We start from the raw sequence: 14285 nt of genomic DNA on the forward strand, positions 1-14285 counted from the left end.
CGCCTTCCGCGCCGCCGGCCTGCCGGTGATCCTGTCCGAACGCGATCCCGCGGCGCTGGAGCGCGCGCAGGCAGGCCTTGACGGCATTTTCGACGCGGCCGCCCGGCGCGGGCTGATCCCGGCGGCCGAGGCGCAGGCGCGGCGTGCGGGCGTGACCTTCTGCATAGGGCCCGAGGCCTTGGGCGATTGCGATCTGGTGATCGAGGCGGTGTTCGAGGATCTGGCGGTGAAGCGCGCGGTCTTTGCCGACCTGGCGCGGCTGTGCCGGCCGGATGCGATCCTGGCCACCAACACCTCTTACATCGACCCGCGGCAGATCGCCCAGGGCCTGCCGGGCCCCGACCGCTTCATCGGCCTGCATTTCTTCAGCCCGGCCCAGGTGATGAAGCTTCTGGAAATCATCCCCCTGCCCGACACCGCCCCCGATGTTCTGGCCTCGGCCTATGATCTGGCCCGCCGGCTGGGCAAGGTGCCGGTGCGCGCCGGGATCTGCGAGGGCTTCATCGGCAACCGCATTCTCAAACGCTACCGGGCCGAGGCCGAGGCGATGCTGCGCGACGGCGTGCCCTATGCCGAGATCGACGCGGCGATGCGCGGCTTCGGCTATGCGATGGGCCCGTTTCAGATGCAGGACATGGCCGGTCTCGACATCAGCTTCCTGAACCGTCAGGCGGCGCGCGCGCGGGGTGAGGATGTTCCCGAAACCCCGGGCGACCTGCTGGTGCGGGCCGGGCGCAAGGGGATGAAGACCGGTGGCGGCTGGTACGATTACGCCCCGGGCGCCCGCGATCCCCAGCCCTCGGCCGAGGCCGAGCGGATCATTGCGCCGCTGGTCGGCCCCCGCCAGACCCTGCCCGCCGCACAGATCCTGGGCCGGCTGATCGGCGCGATGGCAGCGGAAGGCCGGGCAATCCTGGACGAGGGCATTGCCGCCAGCCCCGCCGACATAGATCTTGTCCAGGTCCATGGCTACGGCTTCCCCCGTGCCAAAGGTGGACCGATGTTCCAGACCGAACGAAAGGCAATGCCGTGAATTCCTACCCCGACGTCCAGCTTTACATCGACGGCCAATGGCGCCCGGCCGCGGATGGCCGCGCGCTTGCGGTGCTGAACCCGGCAACCGCCGGCCAGATCGGCACCGTCGCCCATGCCGGCCGCGCCGATCTGGATGCGGCGCTGGCCGCGGCCGAACGCGGCTTCCAGATCTGGCGCCGGACCTCGGCCTTCGACCGCGCCAAGCTGATGCGCAAGGCGGCCGAGCTGCTGCGCGCGCGCGCCGAAGAGATCGCCCGGCTGATGGTGCGCGAAAACGGCAAGCCCCTGGCCCAGGCCCGGATCGAGACGCTGGCGGGCGCCGATATCATCGACTGGTTCGCCGGCGAGGCGCAGCGCAGCTATGGCCAGGTCATCCCGTCGCGCGCGCCGGATGTGCTGCAGATAACGCTGAAGCTGCCGGTGGGGCCGGTGGCGGCCTTCACGCCCTGGAACTTCCCGATCAACCAGGTGGTGCGCAAACTGTCGGCGGCGCTGGCGGCGGGCTGCTCGATCATCGTGAAGGGCCCCGAGGAAACCCCGGCCAGCCCGGCCGAGCTGATCCGGGCCTTTGCCGATGCAGGCCTGCCCGCCGGGGTGGCAAACCTGGTCTATGGCGTGCCGGCCGAGATTTCGGAATATCTGATCCCGCATCCGGTGATCCGCAAGGTCAGCTTCACCGGCTCGACCCCGGTTGGCAAACATCTGGCGGCGCTGGCGGGCCAGCACATGAAGCGCGCGACGATGGAACTGGGCGGCCATGCGCCGGTGATCATCACCGCCGATGCCGATCTGGATCTGGCCGCCGCGACGATCATTCCCGGCAAGTTCCGCAATGCCGGCCAGGTCTGCGTCGCGCCCACGCGGTTTCTGGTCGAGGACCCGCTGGCCGATGCCTTCGCCGACCGCTTCGCCGAGGCGGCGCGCAAGCTGAAAGTCGGCGATGGCATGCTGCCCGACACCGAAATGGGCCCGCTGGCCAATGAACGCCGCATTCCCGCGCTTGAGGCGCTGGTCAATGATGCGGTCGACCGCGGTGCCCGGCTGCTGGCCGGGGGGCGGCGGATCGGCAATGAGGGCTGGTTCTTCGAACCCACCGTGCTGGCCGATGTGCCGGTCTCGGCCCGGATCATGAACGAGGAACCCTTCGGCCCGGTGGCGATCGTCAACCGCTTCTCGGCGCTGGACGATGCGATTGCCGAGGCGAACCGCCTGCCCTTCGCGCTGGCCGCCTATGCCTTCACCCGCGACACCGCCACCGCCACCCGGCTGGGCGCGGAAGTCGAGGCGGGGATGATGACGATCAACCATCTGGGCCTGGCCCTGCCCGAGATTCCCTTCGGCGGCATGAAGGATTCGGGCCATGGCACCGAAGGCGGGTCCGAGGCGCTGGACGCCTATCTGGAAACCCGGCTGGTGACGCGCAAGGGCTGATCGCCGCCCGCCATCGCATGGCGGCGCGGGCCCTGCAGCCCGCGCCGTCCCCCCGCCCACCATCGCCCTGCCCCGTGCCCCACTCTGTTCCGAAGGAACCCCGGATGACCCCGATCACCGGCAAGACCGCGATCCTGCTGATGCTGGCCGACCCTGTCGCGCATATCCGCGGCACGGCCCTGATCAATGAAACTCTGGCCGGTCTGGGGCTGGATGCGGTGATCCTGCCGCTTCATGTCGGGCCCGCCGATCTGGGCACGGTCCTGCTGTCCGTGCGCCGGATGCAGAATGTCGCGGGCCTGGGCATCACCATTCCGCATAAGGTGGCCGCCTGGTCGTTGGTCGATGCGCTGACCCCGGTGGCGCAGCGGATGGGCGCCACGAATTTCGTGCGCCGCAATGCCGATGGCACGCTGACCGGCACCAATACCGATGGGGCGGGCTTCGTGGCCGGGCTGCGGACGAATGGCTTCGCCCCTGCCGGCAAGCGGGCCCTGCTGGTGGGCACTGGCGGGGTTGGCCGCGCGATCGCCTTTGCCCTGGCCGAAGCCGGGGTGGCATCGCTGGCGCTGATGAACCGCGACCGCGGCAAGGCCGAAGCCCTGGCGCAGGATCTGCGCGCGCTGGTGCCGGGCTGCGCCGTGTCGGTGCCCGCGCCGGACGACACCGCGGCCGCGCTGGCCGGGGCCGATCTTCTGGTCAACGGCACGTCGCTGGGCATGGCCCCCGAAGACCCGCTGCCCTTGGATCTGTCGGGCCTGACCGCAAGCTGCACTGTCGCCGAAGTGGTGGTGCAACCGCCCATGACCCGGCTTCTGACCCAGGCCGCCGCGCGCGGCTGCGCGGTCATCCCCGGGGCCGAGATGCTGAAGCCGCAACCGAAGCTGGTGGCCGAATTCTTCGGGCTGGTGCCGGGCTGATCCTGGTCCTGTGCTGCGCCGAAGGTCCGGGGCGGAACCGCGCCTTGCGGGGGGAGCGCTCGCCGCGCCTGCCCCGCCCCGGCCTGTCGCCGCGCGCTAGCTTGCGGGGCGAAGATCCGCCCAGTTGGGCGGGGTCACGACAAAGAAGCCGCCCGTCGTCCCGGTCGACTTGTAGCGCAGCGCCGTGCCTTTCGGCAGCCACATCATGTCGCCGGGCTGCATGACGTGATCCTGGCCGTCGATCTCGATCGAGAACCGGTGCTCGACGCTGTGGCAGATCCAGACCTCGTCATACCACAGCGTGAAGGGGATATCGCAGTCGCGGAACCACACCGTCCCGGCGGCCATGCTGGCATCGTCCTTGTCGTCGATCTGCACATGGGTCGATCCGCCCCGCGGCGACCAGGCCTTCTGCAGATCGGCCATGCGGCAAAGTTTGGCTTCAGACATCGTATTCTCCTTCACGTCACGCCTTCGGCGTCTCAAGTATCTGGCGGGCCGCCGCCTCGCCCGCGGCCAGGGCCCCTTCCATGTAGCCGCGGTATTCGGTGGCCATATGCGTCCCCGCCCAGTGGAACGGGCCCGTCGGCGCGCGCAGGCTTTCGCCGTATTGGGTCAGCTGCCCCGGCACCAGGAACGGGCTGGAGGCGCCGCCGGACCAGTCTTCGTCGGCCCAGACCTGCAGGTGGAACTCTTGCGGCGCCAGCGCTTCGGCGCCCAACGCCTGGGCCAGAACGCCCAGAACCATCTGCCGCCGCGCCGGCACGTCCAGCGGATCCACCCGCAGCGCGGCCTTGCCCGAAAACAGCGCGATCATCACCCCGCGGTCGGGATCGGCACCGCTGATGTCCAGCGCCGCGGTCAGGGCGCCGCTGGTGGAAATCACATGCCCGTTCAAGCCCTTGTCGCGCCAGAACGGCCGGTCGTAGACCGCGACCGCCTTGGTGTTGCGGCCATTCGGGAAGCGTTGGTGCAACAGCCGCCGCGCCGCCGGCAGCGCAGGCGCAAAGCCCACCTGCTGGATCATCGCGGGCGCGCAGGCAAAGATCACCCGCTCGGCCTCGAACCGCCCGGCATCGGTCTGGACGGCGACACCCGCGGTCGACCAGTCCACCCGGCGCGCGGCGGCCTGCAGGAAGACATCGCCCTGCAGATCGCCCGCCATGCCTTCGGACACCAGCTGCGAGCCCCACATGTGTTCCGACATCCCGCCGGTTTCGACATCCGACATGAAGCGCGGGCCGCCGCAGCCCCGCAGCTTCTGGATCAGCTCCAGCGCCGACACCTCTTCGGGCAGCACCCCGTAATAGGCGCCCGGCAGCCGCAGCAGCGCATTGCGCGCCATGCCCGGGGGCAGGATCTCGCGCACCCAGCTGTCATAGGTCATCCGGTCCAGCCGGGCGGCAAGCTCGCCCTCCCAGGGGTTTGCGGGCAGGTCGTCGAAGACCTTGTACAGCGTCTCGAACGCCTGGCCGTAGCTTTGCCAATCCTGCGCGTTCATGCCCGGGATGGTGCCCATCGGGCCGCGGAACACCTGGTCTTCCTGAATGCAGACCCGCTCGCCCGTGGCGAACTGCCGTACCAGCGGCACCTGATAGCGCTGGATCAGCGCATAGATCCGGCGATGCTGCTGCGAGACCCATTGCCCGCCCAGATCCACCCGGCGGCCCAGAACCGGGCTGTGCGGCGACAGGGTCAGCCCGCCCACCCGGTCGCGCGCCTCAAGCACGCAAACCGACTTGCCCGCTTCCTTCAGCTGCAGCGCCGCATAAAGCCCCGACAGCCCGCCACCGATCACGATGACCTGGCGCCTTTCGACACGATCCATATTCGTCTTTCCCGTTAACTGTGCGGTTCAGGCGGGGACGCCCCCGCCTGAAATCGAGGGGTGACGGCGTCACTTCTCCCAGTGCAGATCCTTCAGAACCAGATTGCAGCAGGCCGAGATCCGCGCGCCTTTCAGGGCGGGGGTCGTGACCAGGATCGTATCCGGCGCCACGATGGGCAGGATGATCCGGTCTTGCGCCATCAGCGCGGAAAGCTGGGCAAAGGCGGCCTCGCTTTCGGCGCCGCTGGTGCCAAGGGCCTGTTTCAGGATCTCGGGCCCGGCGCTGTCGGTCAAGGACGGATCGCTTGCCCCACCGGCGCGCTTGTACCAGGTCGTGCCGTCGAACATGCCGAAATAGTTGAAATACTGGGACGATCCGTAGAAATCCGGCACGAAGAACACCGCCGTCAGCGGGATGCCCTCGCCATTTGCGCGCTCGCGCCAGATCGGGAATTCCAGCGGCTCCAGATCCAGCTTGATGCCGACGGCGCCCAGATCCATCTGCACCTTCTGCATCATCACGGTGAAATCCACCCCGTATTGGCGCACATTCGGGAAGGCCGCATGCAGGGTGAATTCCGCCGGCGCCCCGCCCTCATCCAGCAGCTTGCGCGCCAGCGCCGGGTCGTAGGCCGGCGGCTCCAGCCCGCTGCCGCCCGGGAAGTCCAAAGGCACGGGCGAGGCAAGACGCCGCCCCTTGCCTTCGACCGTCAGGTCGATCAGCGCGTCGTAATCGAGAGCATGGGAAATCCCTTCGCGCACCTTCGCGTTCAGCGGCACCTCATTGCCCTTCGCCCCGGGGGACAGCGCCAGATAGACCAGCGCCTGCGAGGGCATGAAGCTGACCGAGACCGCATCGCCGCTGATCTGGCTGGCCGTCAGCGCATCGACCTGCATCGCGATATCGGCGCCGCCCGACTGGACCAGCTGCAGCTGGCTGGCGGATTCCTTCATCTGCAAAAGCGTGGCGCCTTCGATCTGCGGCTTGTCGCCCCAATAGGTCTCGTTCCGCGTCAGGCGCAGGCTTTCGCCGGGCAGGTAGCTGGACAGCACGAAAGGCCCAGCCCCGGCCGAATTTTCCATCAGCCAGGCCTCGGCCGTGTCGGCCGTATCGGCGGTTTCATCGGCAAGGCCGCCATGTTCGGCCACCAGATCCGAATTCAGGATGCCGGCATAGGGCGCCGACAGCAGGCCCAGAAGTTCCGAGTTCGGATCCTTCAGGCGGATCGCCACGGTCTGGTCGTCCACCGCCTCGATCGTCTCGATCCCGGCCAGAAGATAGCCCGCGCCGGCGGTGATGTGCTGCAGCCGGCTCAGCGACCAGACCACGTCCTTCGCCTGCACCGGGCTGCCATCGGAAAAGACCGCATCCTTGCGCAGATGGAAGGTGAATTCGGTCTGCGCCGGATCGGATTGCCAGCTTTCGGCCAGCATCGGCACGATGGTGCGCCCATCGCCATCCAGATCGACCAGGCGCGCGTAGACCGCGCTCAGATAGATCTGGCAGGTGTCGCAAAACGCCCGCGCCGGATCCAGCGAGTTCAGATCCATGTCGCGCGCAATGACCACGCCCTGCTCGGCCCGGGCGGGCGATTGCGTGCCGGAAAAGGCAAGCAGGGCAAGGGCGGCCAAGCCGACCCGGGCCCCGGTTTCACGCCATGCTGATGCCATCGCAGTCCTCCCTGAATGATGTTTTCTATGGGCATCATTGGCGAGGCCGGCAAAATCCGATTGCAATTCGCGCCAGAAATCATGCGTCATGCGCCAATTCAGCGGCATGCGGCCGCGCAGCACAGGCGGGTGAAGCGGAACATGGGCGCCTATCGCGTGGCGATTCTGTCGGTTGGCGAAGTGTCGCTGCACAGCGCGCTTCTGGCGGTGGAACCGTTCCGCGCCGCGAACCGGCTGGGGCAGCGCCAGCCGTTCCAGATCGAATTCGTCGGCCTGACCGGCGGCACGCTGCAGACGATGATCGGCATTCCGCTGCCGGTGCGGGCCTGCGCCGAGATCACCGAGGCGCTGGATCTGGTCTTCGTTCTGGCCTGTTACGAGACCGAGCCGCGCGACAAGCCGCGGCTCTTGGCCTGGCTGCGGGCGATGCGGCAGAAGGGGGCGCTGATCGCCGGGCTGGATGCCGCGCCGCTGCTTCTGGCCGAGGCCGGGCTGCTGGCCAATCGCCGCGCCACCGCGCATTGGAGCGCGCTGGACGCGCTGGCGGAACGCCATCCCGATGTGCAGCTGGAAGAGGCGCTGTATGTGATCGACGGCACGATCGCGACCTGTGCGGGGCAGATCGCGGTGCTGGATCTGGCGCTTGCACTGCTGAAACGGGTGGTGTCGCCGGAAATGTTCCAGGCGGTGCAGGATGACCTGGTGGTGCGCCCCCGCGCGCCGGACGGCGAAGGCCAGCGGCAAAGGAAACCGCCCGCGCCGCGGCAGGGCGACCCGAATGGCGACCGGAGCGGCGACCGGGCGCTGATCCAGGCCAGGGCGCTGATGGCCGCGCATATCGAAGAACCGCTGGCCCTGGCCGAGATTGCAAGCCGGGTGGGGCTAAGCCTGCGCGAGTTGCAGCGGCGGTTCCGCGGGCAGCTGGGCCGCAGCCCGATCGAGGCCTATCGCAGCCTGCGCCTGGAACGGGCCCTGCATCTTCTGCACTATTCCGAATTGTCGATCCGCGAAATCGGCATTGCGACGGGCTTCGACGATCCGTCGACCTTCTACCGCGCCTTCCGCGCCCGCTATGGCCAAAGCCCCCAGGCGCTGCGCATCGCCTTTCGCTCGGCCCCCGCGATGCCGAATGGCCGCCGGATCGGCTTTGCCGACTGAGCGGAGGGGATGGCCCAAAAAAGAGCGGACCGGCCCAGAGGGCCGGCCCGTATTCGTTTCACCCAAACGGGTTGCCTTATTGGGCAACCGGCTCCGAGGTGCTGCTGCTGCTGTCATCGTCGCTGCCGCCACAGGCGATTGCGCAGATGATCACGGCGCCCGCCAGAAGCGGCAGGATGCCTTGCGAGCCCGGCTTGGTGACGACGGTGGGTTCACCCTCGTCGATCACGACAACCGGGCCACCGGCGAAGGATGCCGAAGCCAGCATCGAGATGGCGGCGGCAGCGGTAAGAACTTTCATCATTATAGAGACCTCCGAGAGCTACTCAGGCGACGATTACCATCAAACCACCTTCTTTCAAAGGCAAACCTTCAACAAACCAAGGCGATTGTGGCAATGGCGCATCGCGATCGGGCAGTTTCGCGGCCCGCAATGCAGCCGCACGCGGAAAACCGCCGCTTCTGCCGCGAACCGGGGCGATTCAGGACGATCAGTCGATGATGCGTTCGAATTCCACATAGCCGACGCTGGGGCTGAGCCATTCGCGCGACTTTCGAATCGTCCCGCCCTCGAACCAGTATTGGTTGGTCAGCCGGCCCTCGGCCCGTTCGCAGGTTTCGACGACATGGCGGGTGGTGTGGCTGCGGCCGAACAGCACCAGAACCTGCCCGCCATCGGATCCGGCCTGGCAGCTGTAATCGCGCCGCTCGTTGCGGTCTTCCGACCCGTTGACGAAATAGGTCCGCCGGTAGCTGCCGCCGCCCGCGATCTGGCCGGGCGTGGGCACGGCCGAGGACATCAGCTCTCCGCCCATGCCACGGGATTCGATCAACACGCCGTTGCGGAAGGTGAAGGTCGTGCCGTCGCCATCGGTCCAGACCGAGATGTCGCCCGAGCGCTGGTACAGAACCAGGAACCGGTCCACCCCGCGCGAGGCGATCTTGACGCGCATCACCGGCCGGCCCTGCGCCGCCAGTTCGGCCCGGGTCATCTGATCGGGGGTCTTCGGGGCCGCGCCGCCGCCCTTTCCACCGACCGTATCCTTGATCGCCGCGGCCAGCGCGGCGCCGACGGTCTTTTGACCGGACTTGTCATTGCTGCAGCCGGACAGGGCAAGGCCCGCGGCCAGTGCCACAGCCAGTGCCGCGCGCATCCGCGCCTTCGAACCTAGCGCCATACCCGCCCCCATTGGTCGTCCAGCCGGCCGATATGATAATCGCGGATCGATTCATACAGCCGCCCGTCCACCGACAGCCGCGCCCCGCCATCGCGCTGGATCGGCCGGATCGTCTTCGACACTTCCTGCCGGGTCGGCTGGCCGAGGATCCAGTTCAGCGGCATGGTCAGGCGGAAGCCCTTGTCGAAGGACCCTTCGCCGTAATCGTCGAAACTGGCCGAGGTGAAGCTGGCGAAGGCGCCGATCTTCCAGCCATTGCCGAATTCGCGATCGACCGAGAAGGTCGCGCCGTAATCGCCGGCCAGATAGCGGCCGACATCGACCTGCCCCAGGAAGCCATTGCCGAAATCGTAATAGGCCGACACATGGCCCGTCGCGATCCGGTAATCATATTGCGACAGGCCAAAGCCGCCATCGGTATCGCGCTGGGCCGAATAGTTCAGCTCGACCCCCAGCGCCAGCGGGCTGTCGACGCGCTTCCACAGCACTTCGCCCGACACACCGGCATGCATCCGTTCCAGATAGCCCAGCGTGACGCGGGTATAGATGTTCTCGGCCGGATGGCTGTACCAGGCCAGCGTCAGCCGCTCGACCGCGGTTTCGCCGTCTTCCAGATATTCCTCGGAATCGCTGCGCACCGGCGGCAGGGCGCTGGAGGAATGCGGCAGATTGCCGAAATTCTTGCCGATGCGCTGGAAGACCTGGCCCGACAGCACGACCCCCGGCCGCAGATCATAGCTGGCCGAGAAGCGCAGACCGACATCGCCTTCCAGCGGATCGGTCAGGTGGAAGCCCGGAATGATCCGCCAGGTGAATTTCGGATACAGCTTCGGATCCGGCCCGCTGCCATCCAGGGGTGCTGCGCCCGCATCGCTCAGCTGCGCCCGCTCGCGCAGCAGCGCATCATTGCCGGGCGCATGTTCCAGCGCCTCGATATCCGAGCGGCGGACGGTCACCTTCGACACGCCCATGCCCTGCACCACCGGAACGATCTCGAACACCTCGACCGAGGCGGGCATCACATGGCTCAGCGCGCGCGCGGCGCGGCCCACGGCCTGGGCGCCGGCGTCGATCTTGGTGTTGCGCACCCGCAGCTGAACCTTGGTGGCGGTATACGAGAAATCCTCGATCACCATGCCGTCGATCGCCAGCCGCCGCGCCAGGTTCTTGCGCAGCAGGTCGCCCGCATCGGGCTGGGTCACCCAGCCGCCATCGTAGCTTTCCGGGTCCGACGCGCGCGAGGGGCGCACTTTCACCGGCTCGGGCGCATCGGCCATCAGGCCCACCGTCTCGCGGTTCTTCGGGTCAAGGATCAGGTGAAAACCGATGCCGAATTCGGACCCGTACATCGAATAGGCGCCGATCCGCAGATTGGGGCCTTTCTGATATTCCACGCCGAAGTTGAACGGGCTTTTGCGTTCGAAGGTCTGGTGGTCGACGGTTTCCAGCGTATAGGCGTCCGAGGAATACTCGGCCTTCACCGTCCAGTTGTCGTTGACCTTCCACTCGATCCCGCCAAAGGCCGCGGCGGGGCCCTTGAACCAGGTGCCGGGATTGGGCTCGCCCCCCTGGCCGACTTCGACCTCGGGCCGCTCGCCGAAGGGCGAGCCGAAGGAATGCGAACTGCCCAGCCGCCCCCAGCCCAGACCGCCAGTCACCTTGACCCGGTCGCCGAAGGTCTTGGTCGCGGCGATATATTCCGACGAGAACAGGCCCGTGCCGGCAATGTCCTGCAACCCCAGGCTCAGCGCCGGAAGATAGGCGGATTCCTCCAGCAGCCGCAGCCGAAGATCGAAGCTGCGATCGTCATAGGTGTCATAGCCGTCGGCATTCCAGTCGCGGATATATTGCACCCGGAAACTGCCCGACAGCCAGGGCGTGGCCTGAAAGCTCATGGTGCTGCGGGTGACCGGGCCGAAGACGCCCAGCGACAGCGTCACGGTGCCATCGGGCATCGCCTCGCCCGAGGGCATGTCGATCACCCCGGCCGCGCCGGACAGGTTGGGCGTCGTCGCCATTTCCGCCAGGGCGCGATGCACCAAAGCGGGTCCGGCGAAAAGGGCCAGAGTGGCCGCGGAAAGGGTCAGGCGCTTGCCGATGCGAGCCAAGTTCAATCCTCCGTCCCGCTCTCTATGCGGGGGCTTTTTGCGCACGGCAAGAGCCCTGCGTGTCGGGACCCGGATTCCTGCCGGATCATGACGCGCTTGCCGCAGGTTCGCGCGCGGCCGGCATCTGGTCGCTGCCGCGCACCAGATCCAGCGCCATGCGCCGCGCGGCTTCGGCATCGCCCTCGGCGGCCAGGCGGCCCAGCTGCTGCAGCGCCAGCGGCACCGACATCTGGCCCGGCCCCTCTTCGGCGGCGCGCAGGATCTTCGGATGCGGCGTCGTCAGCAGCCCCTCGCCGATCAGCAGCTCTTCATGCAGCTTCTCGCCCGGGCGCAGGCCGATCACCTTGATGTCGATATCGCCGCCCGGATTGTGCTCGTCGCGCACGGTATAGCCGGCGGCATGGATCAGCTGCTCGGCCAGCTGGCGGATCCGCACCGGCTGGCCCATGTCCAGCACGAAGACATCGGCGCGCGCCACGCTGCCCTCGTCGCTGAAGGCGCCGGTCATCAGCACCAACCGCACCGCTTCGGTGATGGTCATGAAATAGCGCGTCACATCCTCATGCGTCAGCGTGACAGGGCCACCGCGGGCGATCTGTTCCTTGAACAAGGGAATGACCGACCCGGACGAGCCCAGCACATTGCCGAATCGCACGATCGAGAAATGCGTCCGCCCGGCGCTGCGCCGCGCCAGATCCTGCACCACCAGCTCGGCCAGGCGCTTGGTCGCGCCCATCACATTGGTCGGGCGCACCGCCTTGTCGGTCGAGACCAGCAGAAAGCGCTTCACGCCCTCTTCCACGCAGACATCGGCCAGGGTCCGCGTGCCCAGCACATTGTTGACCAGCCCGGCAATCGGATTGGCCTCGACCAGGGGCACATGCTTGTAGGCGGCGGCATGCATCACGATGTCAACGCCGTTCCCGGCCAGCGCCTGGCGCACCGCCCGCGCATCGGTGACCGAGCCCAGAACCGCGACCAGCTGGGTGCCGGTCTTGGTCAGCATCTCGGCCAGTTCGCGCTCGATATTGTAAAGCGCCAGTTCCGACACTTCGAACATCACCAGCCGCTTCGGCCCGCAGGCCAGCAGCTGTCGGCACAGTTCCGACCCGACCGAGCCGCCGGCGCCGGTCACCATGACCGATTTGCCGTGATAGGCCTTGCTGCCATCGGGCAGGCTTTGATCCAGATGGTCGCGGCCCAGGAAATTGCCAGCCGCCAGCGGCGTCAGCGCATCGACGATCTGTTCGGCGCCGACCAGCTGGGCGAAAGACGGCAGGACCTGCACATCCAGCCCCAGCAGCTGCAACTTCCGGCCGATCCGCAGCTGTTTCGGCATCGACAGCGACGGGATGGCCAGAATGACCCGAGTGATGTCATGGTTGCGGATGACCTCGTCGATCCGCTCGGGCGAAAAGATCCGCAGCCCCGCCAGTTTCTGGCGATGCAGGGCCGGATCGTCATCCAGAAAGGCCACGACGTTGATCGTCTCATGCGTCTTCAGCGCCGAGGCCAGCTGCAGCCCGGTGCTGCCCGCGCCATAGATCAGCACCCGCACCCGCGGCTTGCCGGCCCGCAAGACCCAGATCAGCAGCCGCAACAGCGCAGTGCGCGCCCCGATCACCAGCAGGAACAGGATCAGCGTGAAGGCCAGCGTGCCCACCACCGGAAAGGACAGGCCGGGCAGCGTGGTCAGGAAGAAGGCCGCCAGGCCCATGACCGCCGCATAGGGCAGCGTGCCGACCGTGGCAAAATTCTCATAGGTCTTCAGCTTGATCCGCGGCAGACCAAGCGAGAAGGACACGACCCCCCCGATCAGCGCCAGCAGGGGAAACAGCAGCGCAAGCCGGTCGATCTGAACGGTGGGCCAAAGGGCGGAATAGACCGAGGCGCAGGACAGGTAGAAGGCGAAGGGGGCCGCAAGAATGTCGATAAGCCAGATCAGGAACTGCTTCTGATGCCGGCTGAGCATCTGTGAAAACTGAAAGAGCTTAATTCGAAATCCGGTCATTCCCCACTCACCTGCACCTCAACTGCCGCCAAGAATGCCCCCTGCGCGGCAAGTCGGCAATATCTCTGACCGCCGCACCCGCGGCGCGTGGCTTTGCTGCACCGCAAAACCCTTCATTTTCGGCCCAGAACCTGGCCGATCGTGGCCAGGATAAGCAGGAAATCGCCACAGGTGCTGCGGTTGCGCTGCCAGATCAGGTCAAGCTGCGCCTTGCGGGGAATGCAGCGGCGCGCGTAGACGGCATCCGTCTGGGCCTGCGAGGTGCAGGCGGCCAGCAGTCGCTCTTCGTGGCGGCGGAAATGCAGGGTGGCCAGCCCGGTCAGCCCGGGGCGGCTGGCCAGCACCCGCGCATATAGGCCGGGAAACCGTTCGACATATTGGCGCAGCGGCGGGCGGGGGCCCACAAAGCTCATGTCGCCGCGCAGGATGTTCCAAAGCTGCGGGATCTCGTCCAGCCGGTAGCGGCGCAGCCAGCGCCCGACGGGCGTGATCCGGGCCGACTTGTCACCCCCCGACACGCCGGTATCGCTGGTGGCGACCGTCATGGTGCGGAACTTCCACAGCTGGAAGGGCCGGGTCGCGCTGCGCATCCTTTCGCTGCGATACAGGATCGGCCGGCCCTGGCGCAGCAGCAGCAGGATCACCAGCGCCAGCGTGGGCAGCGCCAGCAGAAGGGACAGAAACAGCGCAAGTGTCAGATCCAGAAGGCGTTTCGACAGGGTCACCGCAGCACCTCGGCCAGTTCGGCGATCAGGCCTTCGGGCGTGGCCGGCGGCAGGGGGCACAGCGCCTGCAGCCGCGCCACCTCCAGCGTGGCCACCGGAACCACGCCGGGCCGCGCCGGCCCATAGGCCCAGTCGCGCCCCGAGGCCTGCAGCAGCGCGCCCATGGTCAAGGGCGGCGCGGCGGCGCAGTTCAGCACCGGCGGCAGCGCCTGACCCGCGG

General features: G+C 67.5%; 12 protein-coding genes and 1 pseudogene. 4 read left to right on the forward strand and 9 right to left on the reverse strand.

The features are described from left to right. The 3 genes from K1Y73_RS18695 to K1Y73_RS18705 form a co-directional block, all read left to right on the forward strand. Positions 1–1033: 3-hydroxyacyl-CoA dehydrogenase family protein (locus K1Y73_RS18695; protein ID WP_225029825.1), on the forward strand; the 1033-nt coding region annotated here is incomplete at its 5' end. After that, positions 1030–2466 (forward strand): NAD-dependent succinate-semialdehyde dehydrogenase, encoded by a 1437-nt coding sequence (locus K1Y73_RS18700; protein WP_225029826.1) that lies wholly within the window; start codon positions 1030–1032, stop codon positions 2464–2466. The genes K1Y73_RS18695 and K1Y73_RS18700, both read left to right, overlap by 4 nt. A 104-nt stretch (positions 2467–2570) precedes the next feature. Further along, positions 2571–3386, forward strand: a complete 816-nt coding sequence (locus K1Y73_RS18705) for a shikimate dehydrogenase family protein (protein ID WP_225029827.1) — start codon at positions 2571–2573, stop codon at positions 3384–3386. A gap of 96 nt (positions 3387–3482) precedes the next feature. Here the strand turns inward: K1Y73_RS18705 and K1Y73_RS18710 are convergent, their stop codons facing one another. From K1Y73_RS18710 to K1Y73_RS18720, 3 genes are all read right to left on the reverse strand, one after another. Continuing rightward, the gene (locus K1Y73_RS18710) at positions 3483–3836 is read right to left on the reverse strand and encodes a cupin domain-containing protein (RefSeq protein WP_225029828.1); all 354 of its coding nucleotides are present in this window, start codon (positions 3834–3836) and stop codon (positions 3483–3485) included. Positions 3837–3852: 16 nt separating this feature from the next. After that, a complete protein-coding gene (locus K1Y73_RS18715) occupies positions 3853–5214 on the reverse strand; it encodes a flavin monoamine oxidase family protein (RefSeq protein ID WP_225029829.1) in 1362 nt (453 codons plus the stop codon). 69 nt (positions 5215–5283) lie between these two features. Next, entirely contained in the window at positions 5284–6885 is a 1602-nt protein-coding gene (locus K1Y73_RS18720) for an ABC transporter substrate-binding protein (RefSeq protein ID WP_225029830.1), read from the reverse strand. Between the two features lie 129 nt (positions 6886–7014). Between K1Y73_RS18720 and K1Y73_RS18725 the strand changes: the two genes are divergently transcribed. Continuing rightward, the gene (locus K1Y73_RS18725; RefSeq protein WP_225029831.1) at positions 7015–8043 is read left to right on the forward strand and encodes a GlxA family transcriptional regulator; all 1029 of its coding nucleotides are present in this window, start codon (positions 7015–7017) and stop codon (positions 8041–8043) included. Between the two features lie 76 nt (positions 8044–8119). Here K1Y73_RS18725 and K1Y73_RS18730 read toward each other — a convergent pair whose 3' ends face one another. The 6 genes and pseudogenes from K1Y73_RS18730 to K1Y73_RS18755 all read right to left on the reverse strand — a co-directional run. Continuing rightward, positions 8120–8347 (reverse strand): hypothetical protein, encoded by a 228-nt coding sequence (locus tag K1Y73_RS18730; protein WP_225029832.1) that lies wholly within the window; start codon positions 8345–8347, stop codon positions 8120–8122. A gap of 187 nt (positions 8348–8534) precedes the next feature. Further along, positions 8535–9221, reverse strand: a complete 687-nt coding sequence (locus K1Y73_RS18735; RefSeq protein WP_225029833.1) for a YjbF family lipoprotein — start codon at positions 9219–9221, stop codon at positions 8535–8537. Further along, positions 9212–11335, reverse strand: a complete 2124-nt coding sequence (locus K1Y73_RS18740; RefSeq protein ID WP_225029834.1) for a YjbH domain-containing protein — start codon at positions 11333–11335, stop codon at positions 9212–9214. The genes K1Y73_RS18735 and K1Y73_RS18740 overlap by 10 nt, the downstream gene beginning before the upstream one ends. 79 nt (positions 11336–11414) lie before the next feature. Next, positions 11415–13340 carry a polysaccharide biosynthesis protein gene (locus K1Y73_RS18745; RefSeq protein WP_225029835.1) on the reverse strand — a complete coding sequence of 642 codons (1926 nt, stop codon included), beginning with the start codon at positions 13338–13340 and terminating at the stop codon, positions 11415–11417. A gap of 113 nt (positions 13341–13453) precedes the next feature. Next, positions 13454–14065 carry a sugar transferase gene (locus K1Y73_RS18750; protein WP_225029836.1) on the reverse strand — a complete coding sequence of 204 codons (612 nt, stop codon included), beginning with the start codon at positions 14063–14065 and terminating at the stop codon, positions 13454–13456. Next, positions 14062–14285: pseudogene (locus tag K1Y73_RS18755) on the reverse strand (NAD-dependent epimerase/dehydratase family protein); the annotation flags it as partial. The gene K1Y73_RS18750 and the pseudogene K1Y73_RS18755, both read right to left, overlap by 4 nt.

The organism is Xinfangfangia pollutisoli (genome assembly GCF_020179405.1).
In the GTDB taxonomy this organism is placed as follows: Bacteria; Pseudomonadota; Alphaproteobacteria; order Rhodobacterales; family Rhodobacteraceae; genus Pseudogemmobacter; species Pseudogemmobacter pollutisoli.

What these genes read in the sequence shown, in the direction of transcription:
- K1Y73_RS18705 (WP_225029827.1), top strand. Translation starts at nt 2,571, where the DNA reads ATGACCCCGATCACCGGCAAGACCGCGATCCTGCTGATGCTGGCCGAC.
- K1Y73_RS18710 (WP_225029828.1), bottom strand. Translation starts at nt 3,836, where the DNA reads ATGTCTGAAGCCAAACTTTGCCGCATGGCCGATCTGCAGAAGGCCTGG.
- K1Y73_RS18715 (WP_225029829.1), bottom strand. Translation starts at nt 5,214, where the DNA reads ATGGATCGTGTCGAAAGGCGCCAGGTCATCGTGATCGGTGGCGGGCTG.
- K1Y73_RS18720 (WP_225029830.1), bottom strand. Translation starts at nt 6,885, where the DNA reads ATGGCATCAGCATGGCGTGAAACCGGGGCCCGGGTCGGCTTGGCCGCC.
- K1Y73_RS18730 (WP_225029832.1), bottom strand. Translation starts at nt 8,347, where the DNA reads ATGATGAAAGTTCTTACCGCTGCCGCCGCCATCTCGATGCTGGCTTCG.
- K1Y73_RS18735 (WP_225029833.1), bottom strand. Translation starts at nt 9,221, where the DNA reads ATGGCGCTAGGTTCGAAGGCGCGGATGCGCGCGGCACTGGCTGTGGCA.
- K1Y73_RS18745 (WP_225029835.1), bottom strand. Translation starts at nt 13,340, where the DNA reads ATGACCGGATTTCGAATTAAGCTCTTTCAGTTTTCACAGATGCTCAGC.